The organism is Janthinobacterium sp. 17J80-10 (assembly GCF_004114795.1).
GTDB lineage: Bacteria > Pseudomonadota > Gammaproteobacteria > Burkholderiales > Burkholderiaceae_D > Paucimonas.
This window is the reverse complement of the sequence record NZ_CP035311.1, coordinates 1,129,361-1,146,707: the sequence shown is the minus strand read 5'-3', so window position 1 is coordinate 1,146,707 and position 17,347 is coordinate 1,129,361. Positions and strand designations below refer to the sequence as shown.

At 60.7% G+C, this 17,347-nt stretch carries 16 protein-coding genes; 12 read left to right on the top strand and 4 right to left on the bottom strand.

The annotated features are described in order from the left end of the window. Positions 1–38: 38 nt before the first annotated feature. Positions 39–1,139, bottom strand: coding sequence for a recombinase RecA (recA, locus tag EKL02_RS05160; protein ID WP_128901049.1), 1,101 nt, complete (start codon positions 1,137–1,139; stop codon positions 39–41). 316 nt (positions 1,140–1,455) lie between these two features. Between recA and EKL02_RS05155 the strand changes: the two genes are divergently transcribed. The 4 genes from EKL02_RS05155 to EKL02_RS05140 all read left to right on the top strand — a co-directional run bounded on the left by EKL02_RS05155 (position 1,456) and on the right by EKL02_RS05140 (position 5,611). Continuing rightward, positions 1,456–2,871 (top strand): circularly permuted type 2 ATP-grasp protein, encoded by a 1,416-nt coding sequence (locus EKL02_RS05155; protein ID WP_128901048.1) that lies wholly within the window; start codon positions 1,456–1,458, stop codon positions 2,869–2,871. Position 2,872: 1 nt separating this feature from the next. After that, the gene (locus EKL02_RS05150; protein ID WP_128901047.1) at positions 2,873–3,805 is read left to right on the top strand and encodes an alpha-E domain-containing protein; all 933 of its coding nucleotides are present in this window, start codon (positions 2,873–2,875) and stop codon (positions 3,803–3,805) included. Between the two features lie 29 nt (positions 3,806–3,834). Next, complete coding sequence (locus tag EKL02_RS05145; protein WP_128901046.1) at positions 3,835–4,632, top strand: transglutaminase family protein; 798 nt, start codon at positions 3,835–3,837, stop codon at positions 4,630–4,632. Positions 4,633–4,726: 94 nt separating this feature from the next. Continuing rightward, positions 4,727–5,611, top strand: a complete 885-nt coding sequence (locus EKL02_RS05140; protein ID WP_128901045.1) for a proteasome-type protease — start codon at positions 4,727–4,729, stop codon at positions 5,609–5,611. A 73-nt stretch (positions 5,612–5,684) separates the two neighbouring features. On the opposite strand, the gene purM is transcribed toward EKL02_RS05140, so the two are convergent. Further along, on the bottom strand, positions 5,685–6,728 hold the full coding sequence (gene purM, locus EKL02_RS05135; protein WP_128901044.1) for a phosphoribosylformylglycinamidine cyclo-ligase: 1,044 nt from the start codon (positions 6,726–6,728) through the stop codon (positions 5,685–5,687). Positions 6,729–6,965: 237 nt separating this feature from the next. Between purM and hda the strand changes: the two genes are divergently transcribed. The 6 genes from hda to panB all read left to right on the top strand — a co-directional run bounded on the left by hda (position 6,966) and on the right by panB (position 11,467). Further along, a complete protein-coding gene (hda, locus tag EKL02_RS05130) occupies positions 6,966–7,649 on the top strand; it encodes a DnaA regulatory inactivator Hda (protein WP_128901043.1) in 684 nt (227 codons plus the stop codon). Next, entirely contained in the window at positions 7,627–8,301 is a 675-nt protein-coding gene (locus EKL02_RS05125) for an HAD family hydrolase (RefSeq protein ID WP_128901042.1), read from the top strand. Before hda ends, EKL02_RS05125 begins: the two co-directional genes overlap by 23 nt. Next, positions 8,294–9,703, top strand: coding sequence for a polynucleotide adenylyltransferase PcnB (gene pcnB, locus EKL02_RS05120; protein ID WP_128901041.1), 1,410 nt, complete (start codon positions 8,294–8,296; stop codon positions 9,701–9,703). The genes EKL02_RS05125 and pcnB overlap by 8 nt, the downstream gene beginning before the upstream one ends. Further along, positions 9,703–10,185, top strand: a complete 483-nt coding sequence (gene folK / locus EKL02_RS05115) for a 2-amino-4-hydroxy-6-hydroxymethyldihydropteridine diphosphokinase (RefSeq protein ID WP_128901040.1) — start codon at positions 9,703–9,705, stop codon at positions 10,183–10,185. Before pcnB ends, folK begins: the two co-directional genes overlap by 1 nt. Before the next feature lie 15 nt (positions 10,186–10,200). Then, the gene (locus EKL02_RS05110) at positions 10,201–10,548 is read left to right on the top strand and encodes a DMT family protein (protein WP_128901039.1); all 348 of its coding nucleotides are present in this window, start codon (positions 10,201–10,203) and stop codon (positions 10,546–10,548) included. A gap of 88 nt (positions 10,549–10,636) precedes the next feature. After that, complete coding sequence (gene panB, locus EKL02_RS05105) at positions 10,637–11,467, top strand: 3-methyl-2-oxobutanoate hydroxymethyltransferase (RefSeq protein ID WP_128901038.1); 831 nt, start codon at positions 10,637–10,639, stop codon at positions 11,465–11,467. 15 nt (positions 11,468–11,482) lie between these two features. On the opposite strand, the gene can is transcribed toward panB, so the two are convergent. Then, a complete protein-coding gene (gene can, locus EKL02_RS05100) occupies positions 11,483–12,157 on the bottom strand; it encodes a carbonate dehydratase (RefSeq protein ID WP_128901037.1) in 675 nt (224 codons plus the stop codon). A 184-nt stretch (positions 12,158–12,341) separates the two neighbouring features. On the opposite strand from can, the gene EKL02_RS05095 reads away from it, so the two are divergent. Then, positions 12,342–13,205 (top strand): phosphate/phosphite/phosphonate ABC transporter substrate-binding protein, encoded by an 864-nt coding sequence (locus EKL02_RS05095; RefSeq protein ID WP_128901036.1) that lies wholly within the window; start codon positions 12,342–12,344, stop codon positions 13,203–13,205. Beyond that, positions 13,202–16,066, top strand: coding sequence for an EAL domain-containing protein (locus EKL02_RS05090; protein WP_128901035.1), 2,865 nt, complete (start codon positions 13,202–13,204; stop codon positions 16,064–16,066). The genes EKL02_RS05095 and EKL02_RS05090 overlap by 4 nt, the downstream gene beginning before the upstream one ends. A 54-nt stretch (positions 16,067–16,120) precedes the next feature. Here the strand turns inward: EKL02_RS05090 and dnaJ are convergent, their stop codons facing one another. Beyond that, complete coding sequence (gene dnaJ / locus EKL02_RS05085; protein WP_128901034.1) at positions 16,121–17,260, bottom strand: molecular chaperone DnaJ; 1,140 nt, start codon at positions 17,258–17,260, stop codon at positions 16,121–16,123. Positions 17,261–17,347 lie beyond the last annotated feature (87 nt).

Here is a 17,347-nt window from a genome sequence, read left to right as displayed (position 1 = left end):
TGGCTTTGAGGGTAGTCCCGCGGGCAGCCCCGGCGGCCTTATTCTACTTCCTTGCTTTCCTTGTCCTTGCTGTCCTTGCTGCCAGCTTTCTTGGGAGCTGGTTCAGCACCCTTGACCGGTGGCAGCAGCGGCACGCCCAAGGCAGCGCGCACCTTGTTTTCAATCTCGTACGCCAGCGCCGGATTTTCTTTCAAGAAATTGCGTGCATTGTCCTTGCCCTGGCCAATCTTTTCGCCATTGTAGCTGTACCAGGCGCCCGACTTGTCGACAATCTTGGCTTCCACGCCCAGATCGATGATCTCGCCTTCGCGCGATGTGCCTTCGCCATACATGATGTCGAAATGCGCTTCCTTGAACGGCGGGGCCACCTTGTTCTTGACAACCTTGACCTTGGTTTCATTGCCGATCACTTCATCGCCCGACTTGACCGAGCCGATCCGGCGGATATCCAGGCGTACCGAGGCATAGAATTTCAGCGCATTGCCACCGGTGGTGGTCTCCGGGCTACCGAACATGACGCCGATCTTCATGCGGATCTGGTTAATGAAAATGACCAGGGTATTGGTGCGGTTGATCGATCCGGTCAGCTTGCGCAAGGCTTGCGACATCAGGCGCGCCTGCAGGCCCGGCAGCGAATCGCCCATTTCGCCTTCGATTTCGGCGCGCGGCGTCAGGGCCGCCACCGAGTCGACCACGATCAGGTCCACGCTGCCCGAACGCACCAGCGCATCGGTGATTTCCAGAGCTTGCTCGCCAGTATCCGGTTGCGAGATCAGCAAATCCGACAGGTTGACGCCCAGCTTTTGGGCATACGTCACGTCGAGCGCATGTTCGGCATCGATAAAGGCGCAGGTGCCACCAATTTTTTGCATCTCAGCAATAGCTTGCAGCGTCAGCGTCGTCTTGCCGGAAGATTCCGGGCCATAGATTTCCACCACGCGGCCGCGCGGCAAACCGCCAACGCCCAAGGCAATATCCAGACCGAGCGAACCGGTCGAGACCACTTGCACTTCCTCGACCACTGCGCCGTCTTCCATGCGCATCACGGAACCCTTGCCGAACTGCTTTTCAATTTGCGCCAGGGCGGCAGCCAGAGCTTTGCTCTTGTCCAGATTGGGGGCGTACTTTTTGTCGTCCATAGGTCTCTTTCGAAAATGGCTGGCAATAATCGTTTGTCAAAAGTGCAGCGAATTTGCGGCTTGCCTGCTTACATACAAAACATTGCACAAAACACCGGATGCAGAAACAGCATCGGGATGTGCGCTTTCAGCTGGTGAAACAGTACTGTATAAACAAACAGTGATTTTTGCAAGCGGAATTTGCAGTCGCAGCAAAAAATATTCAAGTGCATGAATAAAGGCGAAACCGCCCTTCTTTGGTGCATTTTGGGCGCAATCCGGACTTTTTGCTTGGCATGCTTCTTGTTACTTAGCAGAAAAGGACGGCAAGTACACCATGACAAAATTTTTCGATGAAATGTACCGCGATGAGGCGGGATCGGTGCGGCCGCATTACGGCGAATTCGAGGCCTGGCTGGCAGAACAGGCCAGCGATACCATTGCCCGCAAGCGTGCAGAAGCGGATCTGGCATTCCGGCGCGTCGGCATTACCTTTGCCGTGTATGGCAATGATGCCGGCACCGAGCGCCTGATTCCGTTCGATATCATTCCCCGCATCATCCCGGCCGCCGAATGGGGACAGCTGGAAAAAGGACTGACGCAACGGGTGCAGGCGCTGAACATGTTCATCCACGATATCTATCATGCCCAGCATATCGTGCAAGCCGGCGTCATCCCGCCCGAACAGATTTTCCGCAACGCCCAGTACCGCCCCGAGATGCAAGGCATTAACGTCGCATCCGACATCTATGCGCATATTGCCGGTGTGGATATCGTGCGCGCGGGGGCCGGCGAATTCTACGTACTGGAAGATAACCTGCGCGTGCCCTCGGGCGTGTCTTACATGCTGGAAGACCGCAAGATGATGATGCGCCTCTTCCCTGAACTGTTCTCGCGCCACAAAGTGGCGCCGATCGATCATTACCCTGACCTGCTGCTGGATAACCTGCGCTCGGTCGCGCCGGCCGGCGTCATCGACCCGACTGTCGTCGTACTGACGCCGGGGATGTATAACTCGGCCTATTTCGAACATGCCTTCCTGGCGCAGCAAATGGGCGTGGAACTGGTCGAGGGCCAGGACCTGTTTGTCAATGACAATGCGGTATTCATGCGCACCACCCTGGGCCCGCGGCGGGTCGATGTGATCTACCGGCGCGTGGACGACGACTTCCTCGATCCGCTTGCTTTCCGCGCCGATTCCTCGCTCGGCGTGCCGGGACTGCTGTCGGTGTACCGTGCCGGACGCGTCACGCTGGCCAATGCGATCGGCACCGGCGTGGCCGACGACAAGTCGATCTACCCCTATGTGCCGGACATGATCCGTTTCTACCTGGCGGAAGAACCGATCCTCAACAACGTGCCGACTTACCAGTGCCGCAAGAAAGAAGAACTGGAATACACCCTGGCCAACCTGGAAAAACTGGTGGTCAAGGAAGTGCATGGCGCCGGCGGCTACGGCATGCTGGTCGGACCTGCCTCAAGCAAGCAGCAAATCGAAGACTTCCGCCGCCGCCTGCAGGCCAACCCGGAGGGCTACATCGCCCAGCCGACCCTGGCGCTGTCGGCCTGCCCGACCTATGTCGAATCCGGCATCGCACCGCGCCATATCGACTTGCGCCCCTTTGTCTTGTCCGGCAAGTCGGTGACGATGGTGCCGGGCGGCCTGACCCGGGTGGCGCTGACGGCCGGCTCTCTCGTGGTGAATTCCTCGCAAGGCGGCGGCACCAAGGATACCTGGATACTGGAGAACTGACATGTTAAGCCGCACCGCCGACCACTTGTTCTGGATGGCCCGCTACACGGAGCGCGCCGAGAATACTGCCCGCATGCTCGACGTCAACATGCAAACCTCGCTGCTGCCGCAATCGGCGCAGGCCGCCGAGCAAGGCTGGCGCGCCACGCTGGGCATATCGGAATTGCAGGACATGTTCGACCACAAATACCCCTTGCTCACGCCCCGGGATGTGCTCGACTTCATGGTGCGCGATCCCGCCAATCCGTCATCGCTCGCCTCCTGCCTGACACAGGCGCGGGAAAACGCCCGGGCCGTGCGAGGCAGTCTCACCACCGAAGTCTGGGAGACCCTGAATGGCAGCTGGCTGGAAATGCAACCGCTGTTGAAAGGTGACATGCTCGAACGCGACCCCGGCCAGTTTTTCGAGTGGGTCAAGCACCGCTCGCATCTGTCGCGCGGCGTCACCATCGGCACCATGCTCAAGGACGAAACATTCCACTTCATTCGCCTGGGCACCTTCCTGGAACGGGCGGACAATACCGCGCGCCTGCTCGATGTCAAATACCATGGCGCCGGGGACGAGCCGCAGCTCGACTTCTATTACTGGGCTGCGCTGCTGCGTTCGGTGTCGGGTTTTGAAATCTACCGCAAGGTCTACCGCGATGTGATCACGCCGGCGCGGGTGGCAGAATTGCTGATGCTGCGTGCCGACATGCCGCGCTCGCTGATGGCCTGCATGGACGAAGTCGTGGCGAACCTGAAAGAGATCGGCAACGACATGTCCGCCAATACGGAGAGGCTGGCCGGCCGGCTGCATGCGCAGCTGCGCTTTGCCAATATCCAGGATATCCTCGCCGATGGCCTGCATGATTACCTGACGGCTTTCCTGGAAAGCGTTTTCGAACTGGGCAAGCGCGTCAGCCGCGATTTCATGATGCCGCTGGCGGCTTGAAACCGGCCATATCCTCAACGGGAACCTGCATGCTCGCAATTCGCCACGAAACCATTTACCGCTACACCGCGCCGCTGACGTACACCATCCAGCAATTGCGGCTGACGCCGCGGCATGATGCACACCAGCATATTAAAGCCTGGGACATAACGACCGGCGGGCGTTGCCACGCATTCATCGACGCCTATGGCAATGCCAGCCATACGCTGACCGTCAACGGGCGCCACAATGAAGTGCGCATCGTCGCCCAGGGGCTGGTGGACGTGGCGCCACTGTATTGCGGCCGCCTGCCTGCGCGGGAAAGCCTGTCGCCGCTGGTCTTTACCGTGCCGACGGGGCTGACCGAGCCCACCGACGCGGTCCGGCAATTCGCCTCGCAACATCTGGGCACCGGCGCTCGCAGCGGTGCCTTGATGGCGCTGGCGGATGCGATCCGCGGATCCGTCATGTATCAGAGCGGGGCGACCGGGGTGACCACTACAGCCACCGATGCCCTGCGGCTGGGTTACGGGGTGTGCCAGGACCATGCGCACCTGTTTTTGGCGTGCTGCCATAGCCAGGATATTCCGGCACGCTACGTCTCGGGGTATATCCACGCCGGCGACACCGACCATGCTGAAAGCCATGCCTGGGTCGATGTCTGGGTGGACGATGTGGACTTTTCCGGCTGGGTGAGCATCGATGTCACCCATGCACAATTCACCGGCGCCATGCATTGCCGCCTTGCGATCGGACGGGATTACGATTCCGCCGCGCCGGTGCGTGGCGTGCGGCACGGCGGCGGCACCGAGACATTAACGGTACGGGTGGATGTGGCCAGTGCGTGACAGCCTGGATGGAGAGTCCCCCTTTCGATCAAGCAGATATGGATTTCCGCGCGCCCTGCGATAGAATCGGAGTTTTATTCTTTGCGTTTCGAACATGACTTATTGTGTCGCCATGCGCCTCGATGCCGGACTGGTATTCCTGTCGGATTCCCGCACCAATGCCGGGGTCGACCAGATCGGCACATTCCGCAAGATGAGCGTGTTCGAAAAGCCGGGCGACCGCGTCATGGTGCTGCTGACGGCCGGGAACCTGTCGATTTCCCAGTCGATCCGCCAGATCGTTGCCGACTATGTCGATGGCGACGGCAATAGCATCTGGACCGTGCAGTCCATGCATGAAGCAGCGCGGCTCGTCGGCGATGCCATTCGCCTGGTGCATGAGCGCGATGCTGCTTCGCTGGAAAAATTCGGCATCGATTTCAATGTCAGCATGATTTTCGGCGGGCAGATCGGCAACGAGCGCTGCCGCCTGTTCCAGATGTACTCGGCCGGCAATTTCATCGAGTCGCACAATGAGAATCCCTATTTCCAGATTGGCGAAGCCAAGTACGGCAAGCCCATCATCGACCGCGTGGTCACGCCGGCGACGTCCCTCGATGAAGCGGCAAAATGTGCGCTGATCTCGATGGATTCGACGCTGCGTTCGAATATTTCGGTCGGGTTGCCGCTGGACTTGCTGGTGTATGAATCAGGCCGGCTGGCGGTTACGCGCTTTGTCAGCGTCGATGAAAAAAACCAGTATTTCCAGATGATCCGCGCGACCTGGGGGCAGCAATTGAAAGCGGTCTTCGAAGGAATGGACGACCCGGTCTGGAATGCCGCGCCCGATACCAGCGCCAATGTATTGTCAAAGGCGCAGGCGGGCAGCCTGCCGGTGCGGGTATCGCCGCCAGCCGCACTGACTGGCGCTTCAGTGAACAATCTTTCGACGCAGCTGCAAACACTGGCGCAGCAATCCGGAAGCACGAAGCAGCATTAAAACGAGCACTGACATTAAAAAAGCCGCAGGAGTTGCCCCCTGCGGCTTTTCATCGTGACTTGGCGAAGCAGCCTCAGACGACGATGGTCTGCGCCTCGTCACCCTGGCGCTCGCGGATCTCGCCGATGCGGAACACGGTTTCGCCGGCGGCCTTCAATTGCGCTTCAGCCGCATCCGCATTTTCCTTCGACACGATCACGGCCATGCCGATGCCACAGTTGAACACGCGGTGCATCTCGGCGTCGGCCACGCCGCCATGCTGCTGCAGCCACTGGAACAGTGGCGGCATGGTCCAGGCATCGCGCTGCAGGACTGCGGTCAGGTTGTCGCGCAAGACGCGCGGGACGTTTTCCACCAGGCCGCCGCCGGTGATGTGCACCATGCCCTTGACTTCCATGCTCTCCATCAGCGCCAGCAGAGGCTTGACGTAGATGCGCGTCGGTTCCAGCAAGACGTCGGCGAGGCGACGGCCATGGAAGTCGGCGTTCAGGTCCGGATTGGCGACCGACAGGATCTTGCGCACCAGCGAATAGCCGTTGGAGTGCGCGCCCGAGGATGCCAGGCCCAGCACGACGTCGCCGGGAATGATCTTGCTGCCGTCGATCAGTTTCGACTTTTCGACCGCGCCGACGGCAAAGCCTGCCAGGTCATACTCGCCGGCCGGATACATGGACGGCATCTCGGCGGTCTCGCCGCCGATCAGCGCGCAGCCTGCCCGTTCGCAGCCCTGGGCGATGCCCTTGATGACATCGGTGGCAGTGGCCACATCGAGCTTGCCGCAGGCGAAATAATCCAGGAAGAACAGCGGCTCGGCGCCCTGCACCAGGATATCGTTGACGCTCATGGCGACCAGGTCGATGCCGACGGTGTCATGCTTGTTCAGGTGAAAAGCCAGCTTCAGCTTGGTGCCGACGCCATCGGTGCCGGAGACCAGCACCGGCTCCTTGAATTTTTTACTGACTTCGAACAAGGCGCCAAAACCGCCGATTCCGCCCATCACGCCTTCGCGCATGGTGCGCTTGGCAAACGGCTTGATGGCTTCAACCAGGGCATCACCGGCTTCGATATCGACGCCGGCATCGCGGTAGGAGAGAGAAACAGAAGAAGGGAAACTCATGATGTGATTGGCGGCAGAGGCGGTAAAATAGCAGGTGTTAGCCGCGAGAATCCTGCGGCAAACCGCTATTTTAACAAAATTGCCCCGTTTTCCAGCTTGTGGATGGCATTTCATCTTTCCCTGAAAAGCGAGGGTTGCCGTTCCGTCATCACTTGTCTGTGGTAAACCACTTGCCATGCTGGCAAAACCGGGGCAGACCGATTATCCTAGCGCCCGCTTGCCTACTATCTTTTGTTAATGAAACAGTTATTGCTGGACCTGAATGCCCACTCTTCACCGACCCTGGACACTTTCGTGACCGGGCAAAACGGCGAATTGATGGCTTTGCTGGAGCGTGTGGCGCAAGGCGCCGTCAGCGGCCTGGGCGAACGTTTTATTTATCTGTGGGGCGAAGCCGGCGCCGGCAAGTCGCATCTGCTGCGGGCGCTGGGCGCGCTGGAAGGCGCAACTTATCTGGGTGGCGAGGCAACCGACGCAGCCCTGGCTTACCGGCCGCGGCTACGCCTGTACCTGCTCGACGATGTCGCAAACCTGTCGCCGGAGGCGCAAATCGCTGCCTTTACCTTGTTTAACCAGGTGCGCGAACAGGGCGGCGTACTGGTCGCTGCCGGCCCGCAACCGCCTGCGCTACTTACCGTGCGCGAGGATTTGCGCACGCGCCTTGGCTGGGGATTGATTTACCAGGTGCACGGCCTGACCGATGCAGAAAAAATTGCCGCTCTGGAACAAGCCGCTGCCGCACGTGGGCTGGTGCTTTCTGCCGGTGTTTTACCCTACCTGATGACGCACTTCAAGCGCGACATGCCGTCCCTGATGGCGATGCTCGACGCGCTCGACCGCTATTCGCTGGAAACCAAGCGCCCGATTACACTGCCATTGCTGAAAGAATTGATACTTCATGACGAACCTGGCTCTGTTTGACCTCGACCACACGCTCTTGCCGCTCGATTCCGATTTCGAATGGGGGCAATTCCTGGCCCGTACCGGTGCAGTGGATGCCAATGCACTGGAAAAGCGCAATGCCGCGTTTTACCAGCAATACCAGGCAGGCACCCTGGACCCGGTGGCCTATCTGGAATTCGTCTTCGGCATCCTGGCGCAATTTCCGCGCCCGCAGCTCGATGCCTGGCACCAGGAATTCATGGCCGAAGTCATTACACCTTCGATCCGGCAGGCAGCGCGCGAGCTGGTGCAAAAACACCAGGAGGCCGGCGACCTGGTGGCCATCATCACGGCCACCAACCGTTTCGTCACCGGCCCGATCGCCCGCGCCTTCGGCGTCGAGCACCTGATCGCCGCCGAACCCGAACTGGCTGCCAATGGCGACCTGACGGGCCGCCTGGTGGGCACCCCGCCCTATGGCGCCGGCAAGGTCGTCAACGCCCAGGCATGGCTGGCCAGCCTGGGCCACACGCTGGACGGCTTTGAGCGCAGCCATTTCTACAGCGATTCGCAAAACGACATTCCCCTGCTGTCGCTGGTGACCAATCCGGTCGCGACCAATCCGAATGCCCTGCTCGCCGCGCATGCGCAAGCCCACGGCTGGCCTACATTACAATTGTTCCATGATTAAAAAATTCATCCGCCGCATCCTCGGCGTCAAGAACAAGGCTGCCGACCCGACCATCCCCGTCGTCTTTGGCCAAAAAGAGCATGGCATCGATCCCAGGCTGGTGTCGCCCAACGCGGTGCGGGTCACGCAAACCTTGCAGGAAGCCGGCTTCAAGGCATTCCTGGTGGGCGGCGCGGTGCGCGACCTGCTGCTGGGCGTCAAGCCCAAGGATTTCGACGTCGCCACCAACGCCACGCCGGAACAGGTAAAGCGCCTGTTCCGGCGCGCCTTCATCATCGGCCGCCGCTTCCAGATCGTGCACGTGATGTTTGGCCAGGAACTGATCGAAGTGACCACCTTCCGCGGCACGACGATGGAATCGGCTGCCAAGGACGAGCATGGGCGCGTGTTGCGCGACAACACCTTCGGCGAGCAGCACGAAGACGCGGTGCGGCGCGACTTCACCATCAACGCCATGTATTACGATCCGGCCAGCCAGAGCGTGCTCGACTATCATGAAGGCATGGCCGATATCCGCAGCAAGACCCTGCGCATGATCGGCGTGCCGGAAGCGCGCTTTCGCGAAGACCCGGTGCGCATGCTGCGCGTGGTGCGTTTTGCCGCCAAGCTCGGCTTTTCGATTGACCCCGACACCAGCGCGCCGATGGCAGTGATGGCGCCGCTGATCAACAATGTGCCGGCGGCGCGCCTGTACGATGAGATGCTCAAGCTCCTGATGAGCGGCCATGCGCTGGCGTGCCTGAAACAGTTGCGCAAGGAAGGATTGCACCACGGCTTGCTGCCGCTGCTCGACGTGGTGCTGGAGCAGCCGATGGGCAAGAAGTTCGTGACCCAGGCGCTCAACAATACCGACGAACGCGTCCGCCAGGGCAAGCCGGTATCGCCCGGATTCCTGTTTGCCGCCTTGCTGTGGCACCAGGTGCTGGAAAAATGGCGCGCCTACCAGGCCGCCGGCGAATATCCGATCCCTGCCCTGCACCAGGCTGCCGACGACGTGCTGGAGTCGCAAAGCGAAAAGCTGGCTCTGCAGCGCAAGACCACCTCGGACATGCGCGACCTGTGGGCCATGCAGCCGCGCTTCGAACGTCGCACCGGCAAGACGCCCTACAAGCTGCTGGAGCATCCGCGCCTGCGCGCCGGCTACGATTTCATGCTGCTGCGCTGCGAATCGGGTGAACTGGACGCCGACCTCGGCCAATGGTGGACCGATTTCATGGAATCTGACGGCCCCGGCCGCGAAACCCTGCTGCAGCAAAAATCGAGCGCCGAAGGGGAAACCGGCGTGGCGAAAAAGCGCCGCCGGCGCGGCGGCAAGAGCCGTAGCAAGGGTGCCGCCGGTGAAAATGCCAGCGGCAGTGAAGTCGAAAGTGCCGGCAACGACGTCGACAGCGGCGGCGCGTAATGGCCGCCAAAGTCAGCGCCTTCATCGGCATCGGTGCCAATCTCGGCGATGCCCGTGTCCAGGTTGAGCAGGCGCTTGCCGCCCTCGCACGCCTGCCCCAAAGCCGGCTGACGGCACAATCCCGCCTGTTCCGCACCGCACCGGTGGATGCCGGCGGCGACGATTTCATCAATGCCGTCGCCCGCATCGAAACCGAACTGCCGGCACCGGCACTGCTGGAACAGCTGCAGGCGCTGGAACTGGCGGCCGGGCGCGAGCGCCCCTTTCGCAATGCGCCGCGCACCCTGGACCTCGATCTGCTGCTGTACGGCGACCAGGTCATCGACACGCCCGCGCTCACGGTGCCCCATCCGCGCCTGGCCCAGCGCGCCTTCGCGCTGATTCCGCTGCTGCAGATCGATCCGTTCATCAGCATTCCCGGCCATGGCGCTGCGCACCAGTTCGTCCCCCGCGTGGCGGACCAGGCCATTACCAAACTCTGACCTTACATCGCGGCCATGCAAATTCCCGTCGCCCTGCAAACCGTCGTCCTACTGGTGCTGTCAAACATATTCATGACTTTTGCCTGGTATGGCCACCTGAAAAACCTGGCAAGCAAGCCATGGTGGATGGCCGCGCTGATCAGCTGGGGCATCGCCCTGTTCGAATACCTGCTGCAGGTGCCGGCCAACCGCATCGGCCACACCGAAATGAGCCTGGCACAACTGAAAATCGTGCAGGAGGCGATCACGCTGACCGTGTTCGTGCCGTTTGCCATGCTGTACATGAACGAGCCGTTCAAGCTCGACTATGTATGGGCAGGCCTGTGCCTGGTCGGCGCGGTGTATTTCATCTTCCGTACATGACCCGGGTGCGCCCCGCCTGAAACTTGGCGCCGTTTCTTTTATCATTACGTCGCCGCAGGCAGCAATCTTTCACTCCAGAGGAACCGACATGGCCGGATACGCCCAAGACAACCAGAACGAAGCACGCAAAAAAACGGTCACCATCCCGGCGTTGCAGGCAATGCGTGCCGCCGGCGAAAAGATCGCCATGCTGACTTGCTACGACGCCAGCTTTGCAACACTGATGGATCACTGCGGCGTGGATGTGCTGCTGATCGGCGATTCGCTCGGCAACGTCTGCCAGGGGCAAAGCTCGACCCTGCCGGTGACGATTGCCGACATGGCTTACCATACCGCCTGCGTGGCGCGCGGCAACAAGACGGCGCTGGTGGCGGCCGACCTGCCCTTCGGCACTTACGCGACCAGGGAAGCGGCCTTCGACAATGCCGCAACGCTGATGCAGGCCGGCGCCCACATGGTGAAACTCGAAGGGGGCGCCTGGCTGGCAGACACCGTGCACTTCCTCGTCGAGCGCAGCATCCCCGTCTGTGCCCACATTGGCCTGACCCCGCAATCGGTACATGTACTGGGCGGCAACAAGGTACAGGGCAAGACTGCGGCCGGCGCGGAAAAAATGAAAGCCGATGCCCTCGCCCTGCAAGCCGCCGGCGCGTCGCTCATCGTGCTGGAAGCCATCCCTTCCGCCCTCGGCAAGGAAGTCACCGAGCTGCTGGCGATCCCCACCATCGGCATCGGCGCCGGTCCGGATTGTTCGGGCCAGGTCCTGGTCATGCATGACATGCTGGATGTCTTCCCCGGCAAAAAAGCGCGCTTCGTGCGCAACTTCATGCAGGGCCAGGAAAGTATCGATGCCGCTTTCCGTGCCTACGTCGGCGCAGTCCGGGATGGCTCCTTCCCGGCGCCGGAACACTGCTTCTGAGCCTTTGCCCGGACCTCAGTCCGGGCAGTAATCCTCATAGCGCGCGTAGCTTGCCTGCAGCATGGCATCGAGCTCGCCTGATCCGCTCACGGTCACGCCGAGATTGCGCAACAAGCCATCCTGCAAGCCATAAATCCAGCTGTGCACGGTCAGATTCTGGCCGCGCTCCCAGGCATCCTGCACAATGGTAGTCTGGCAGACGTTCGCCACCTGTTCGATCACGTTGAGTTCACACAGGCGATCCTGCTTTTCTCGCGTGGGCAACAGTTCGCCGAGATAGCGTTCGTGCTTCTGATGCACATCCTGGACGTGGCGCAGCCAGTTGTCGGCCAGTCCGATGCGGCGCTTTGCCAGCGCCGAATGCACGCCGGAGCAACCATAGTGCCCGCACACGATGACATGCTTGATGCCCAGGACTTCGATGGCGAACTGCAGCACCGACAGGCAGTTCAGATCGGAATGGGCCACGACATTGGCCACATTGCGATGAACGAACAATTCTCCCGGCGCCAGGCCAACGATTTCATTGGCAGGCACGCGGCTGTCGGAACAGCCGATCCACAGGTATTCGGGCGACTGTTGCGCCACGAGCTTCTTGAAAAAATCGGCATCTGTTTTCACCATGGATGCCGCCCACTCGCTGTTGTTGCGAAACAGCGCAGCCAGGCCATCATGTTTTTGCAGAGTCATCGGTATTCCATTAGAGGTCTGAATGATCAAAAAAACGCTATTAATGTTGCCAAAACGCAAAAGATAAATGTTACATTAGCGAATCGCTTAACATTTTCGCATGGCGGCTCCAAACCTGCGAACCAGCCTTGCCTCCTATGCCGGCATACAGCGGGCATAGCGCGCACAAGCAAAGGAAGCACGATTGAAATTGCCGTGGATACTGGCATTTGCACTTGTTACCGGTCTCGCCTTGCCCATGGCAAGCAAGGCACAGCCAACGCATTCCAGCGCGCCGCTGACCTTTGGCGTCCTCAAGGTACGCAGTGCCGTCGCAACTGCCCAGTACTGGAATCCGATCCTGCGCCATATCAGCCAGAAAAGCGGCGTGCCGCTCAAGCTCCGGCTCGCCAAATCCAACGCAGACCATGCAGCCATGATTATCCGTGGCGAACTCGATTTTATCTACTCTTACTATCAGTTTGCACCGGGGAATGACGCCGCTGGCTATCTCGCGATCGTCCGCCCGGTTGAAGCACCGATGTACAGTCAGATCATCGTCCCGGCCACCGCTCCCCACCAATCACTGGATCAATTGCGCGGCCATGCCGTTGCCTTTGTCTCCCGTGGTGCCTTTGCCGGTTACCTCGCGCCCATGGATGCCCTGCAACGCGCCGGCATCACAGTAGAGCCGCATTTTGCCGGCACCCTGGAAAGCGCGCTGGGACAAATGGTGTCGGGACGGGTGCAAGCGGCAGCAGTCAATTCCCTGATCGCCCAGAATTATGCGGCACGCAAAAAAATTGTCTATCGTGTCTTATGGAGCTCGGAGGAATATCCGGCGCTCCCGGTCTCCGTCCACCCTGCCGTGCCCCAGGATTCAGTCGCCGCAGTCCGTGCCGCTTTTCTGCAAATGGCCGATGATCCGCAGGGACAAAGAATCCTGGCCGACAGCGCGCCGCTCTTCGGCGCACAAGCGCTGCATGGATTCACTGCCGCCAGCGACAACGACTACGGCCAGATGCGGCGCTTTCACAGGCAGCGCAAGGAACTGCGGAATATCCCATGAACATGAGAGTCCTTCCAGGATGGCGCAACCTCAGCCTGTCCGCCCGTATCGCGCTGGCCTCCGGCGCAATGCTGACCTTGATGGGCAGCGTCTACTTTGGCGTCGACCTGCGTAATGAAATCCACGCCCAGCGCAGCCAGCTGGAACAAGGTCTGCACTACGAACTGGATTTCCTCGCGCCGGCGCTGGCCGAACCGGCCATTACAGGGGATTACGCCCTGATACAGCAATTGCTTGACCAGCGAGTGCGCCAGCCTGCAATACAACGCATCGTCTGGCGCGACAACAGCGCACACCAGCTGCAAAGTTTAACCGATGCCCCCGGCACCGTGGCGCTCGCAGCGCCGCGCTGGTTTGCGCAATGGCTGGATTTACCGGGCTTCACGAAAGACAAGGAAATCATTGTCGGCGGCGAATCCTACGGCCGCATCCAGGTCTGGATGACCGCCACACCCGCCATCAACCAGATTTGGCAGGCAATGCTGGGCAAGCTTGCCCTTCTGCTGCTGAGTGTAACGAGCCTGTTCATTCTGATCACCACACTGGTTTCGAATGCATTGCGCCCGCTGCATGACATGCAAAAAGCGGCGCAGCAGTTCGGCCAGGGCAATCATGCCTTGCGCGTTGCGCCAAGCGGCCCGCCGGAAATGCAGGCCTGCATCCTTGCCTTCAACAACATGGCATCCAGCATCGAGCGCCTGTTCGCCTCGCTGCAGGAGAGTGGCGGGCGCAATCGCCTGCTGGCCGTGATCGTCGAACAATCCAACGTCCCCATCATTACCAAGGATTTGCAAGGCATCATCACCAGCTGGAACGCGGCGGCAAGCGCCCTGTATGGCTACAGCGCCGAGGAAATGATCGGCCAGCCCGTCAGCGTGCTGCACCTGCCGGGCGCGCTAGCCGAATTCGAGGAAACCCTGGCGCGAACCCGGGCTGCCCAGCCGACCAGCTTCGAAGCGCAGCGCATGGCCCGCGACGGGCGGGTACTGGAAATTTCCACCAGCGTTTCGCCGCTGTACGATGAAAACAACCGCCATATCGGCGAAATCGGCATCTCGCGCGACATCACCCGGCAAAAGCGCGCCGAAGTGGCGTTATCCAAGGAAAAGGAACGCGCGCAAGTGACGCTAGCCTCGATTGCCGATGCCGTCATCACCACGGATACGGCGGGCAATATCGATTACCTGAACCCGGTCGCCGAACGGCTGCTGGGATGGCGCTCCGAAGATGCCTTCGGCCGCGGTCTGGGCGAAGTCTTCCAGGGCAGCGACGAAGCCAGCGGCGACCCCATCGACAATCCGGTCGACCTGGTCCTGCACACGCAAGAACATCTGGAAGTGCGCGGCGGCGCGGTGCTGGCATCGCGCAACGGCATACGTTTTCCGATCGAACACGCGGCGGCGCCGATTATCAGCCACGAAGGCGAAATCATGGGGGTGGTCCTGGTGTTCCGCGACGTCAGCGCCTCGCGCAGCATGGCGCGCCAGCTATCCTGGCAAGCCAGCCATGATGCCCTGACCACACTGGTCAACCGGCGCGAATTCGAACAACGCCTGCAATCCCTGATCGAGACGGCGGACGAATATGGTCGCCAGCACGCCCTGCTCTACATGGACCTGGACCAGTTCAAGATCGTCAATGACACCAGCGGCCACAATGCCGGCGACGAATTGCTGCGCCAGCTGGGCGCCTTGCTCAACGGCCGCATCCGTGGCTCCGATACCATTGCCCGCCTGGGCGGCGATGAATTTGGCGTGTTGCTGGCCGACTGCCCGCTTGAAAAAGCCATGGAGGTTGCCGAATCCCTGCGCCTGAGCGTGGCTGAATTCCGCTTTGCCTGGCGCGACAAGACCTTTACCATCGGCGTCTCCATCGGCGTGGTGGCAATCGCCGGCAAGCGCGAAGACAATGCCGACATCATGGGCGTGGCCGATGCCGCCTGCTATACCGCGAAAGACCGCGGCCGCAACCAGGTGCAGGCAAGCCCCAACAGCCGCGAGCTCAGCCAGCGCCGCGGCGAGATGCTATGGGTTGCGCGCATCAACAGCGCCCTCGAGGAAAACCGTTTCCGCCTGCACTACCAGCGCATTGTCCCGGTGCAAGACGACCACGCCGGCAGTATCCACTACGAGGCATTGCTGCGCATGATCGACCAGGATGGCACCGTGGTACCGCCGATGAGCTTCATCCCGGCGGCAGAGCGCTACAACCTGATGCGCGCGCTCGACCGCCGGGTGGTCTGCATGGCATTCGAGGAATTGCCGCAAGTCGGACCGGGCACAGACGCGTCCCCAATGATTTCGATCAATCTGTCGGGAGAATCCCTGAGCGACCCGCTGCTGCTGGATTTTCTGAAAAAGCAATTTGTCGATTATGGCGTCGACCCGCACAACATCTGCTTCGAGGTGACGGAAACGGCGGCGATTGCCAATCTTGAGCGTGCCAATACCCTGATCCGCGAACTGAAGCACATGGGTTGCCGTTTTTCCCTGGATGATTTCGGCAGCGGCATGTCGTCATTCGGCTACCTGAAAAACCTGCCAGTCGATTACCTGAAGATCGATGGCACCTTCGTGCGCGACATGGCGAGCGACCGCACCGATGCGGCGATGGTCGAAGCCATCAACAATATCGGCCATGTCATGGGCATCAAGACGATCGCCGAATGGGTGGAAAACCAGGAAACGCTCGATGCCTTGCGCCACATCGGGGTCGATTATGCGCAAGGCTTCCTGTTTGGCCGCGCCGAGCCCCTGGGCAGCCTGCCGACGCCGGCAATCCTGCCCCAGGCGAGTCCGAAACTGCACAGCCGGCGCGACGACAGGCTGCCGCCGGACGACCAGATCATGGCGGGATTCTGAATAAAAAAACGCCGGCGTCAAAGCCGGCGTTTTTCTGTCGTCAAACGTACTCGCTTACTCGAAGAATCCCTTGACCTTGTCCATCCAGGACTTGGACTGGGGGTTATGCTTCGATCCACCTTCGTTGGTCAATCGGTCCAGTTCGCGCAGCAACTCTTTTTGCTTTTCGGTCAGCTTGACCGGGGTCTCGACCACCACATGGCAGAACAGGTCGCCCGGATAGCCCGAGCGCACGCCCTTGATGCCCTTGCCCCGCAAGCGGAAAGTCTTGCCGGTCTGCGTGCCTTCCGGCAGCGAAAAGGATGCCTTGCCGCTCAGGGTCGGCACCTCGACCTCGCCGCCGATCGCCGCCTTGGCAAACGAAATTGGAATCTCGCAATGCAGGTCGTCGCCATCGCGCTGGAACACCGTATGCTGCTTGATGTGGATTTCCACATACAGGTCGCCCGGCGGGCCGCCATTCATGCCCGGCTCGCCATTGCCGGAGGAGCGAATGCGCATGCCGTCGTCGATACCGGCAGGGATTTTCACTTCCAGGGTCTTGTTGCGCTTGATGCGCCCGGCGCCGCCGCACGAGGTGCACGGCTCCGGAATGATCTTGCCGGTGCCGTGGCATTTCGGGCAAGTCTGCTGGATGCTGAAGAACCCTTGCTGCATGCGCACCTGGCCATGCCCGCCGCAGGTCGGGCAGGTGGTCGGCTGGGTCCCCGGCTTGGCGCCGCTGCCGTGGCAGACGTCGCAACCGTCCCACGAGGGCACGCGGATGGTGGTGTCGAAACCGTGCGCAGCCTGTTCCAGGGTAATGTCGAGGTTGTAGCGCAGATCCGCGCCGCGATAGACTTGCGGCCCGCCGGCGCCGCCACGCCCGCCGCGGGCATTGCCGAAAATGTCGCCGAAGATGTCGCCAAAGGCATCGGCAAAGCCGCCAGCCCCTGCGCCGCCGCCAAAGCCGCCCGCGCCCATGTTGGGATCGACCCCGGCATGGCCGTAGCGATCATAGGCTTCCTTCTTCTGCGGGTCCGACAGCATCTCGTAGGCTTCCTTGGCCTCCTTGAATTTCTCTTCTGCCCCCTTGCTGTCCGGATTGCGGTCCGGATGGTATTTCATGGCGAGCTTGCGATACGCCTTCTTGATGTCGTCATCAGAAGCGTTCTTGCCAACGCCCAGTACTTCGTAAAAATCTCGCTTGGCCATTTTCTCGGCACCTTGTTATTTCAAAACCGGTTTCATGCACAACCCGCAGGCAGGCTGCATGAAACAGGCTCTGCCTGAACGGAAAAC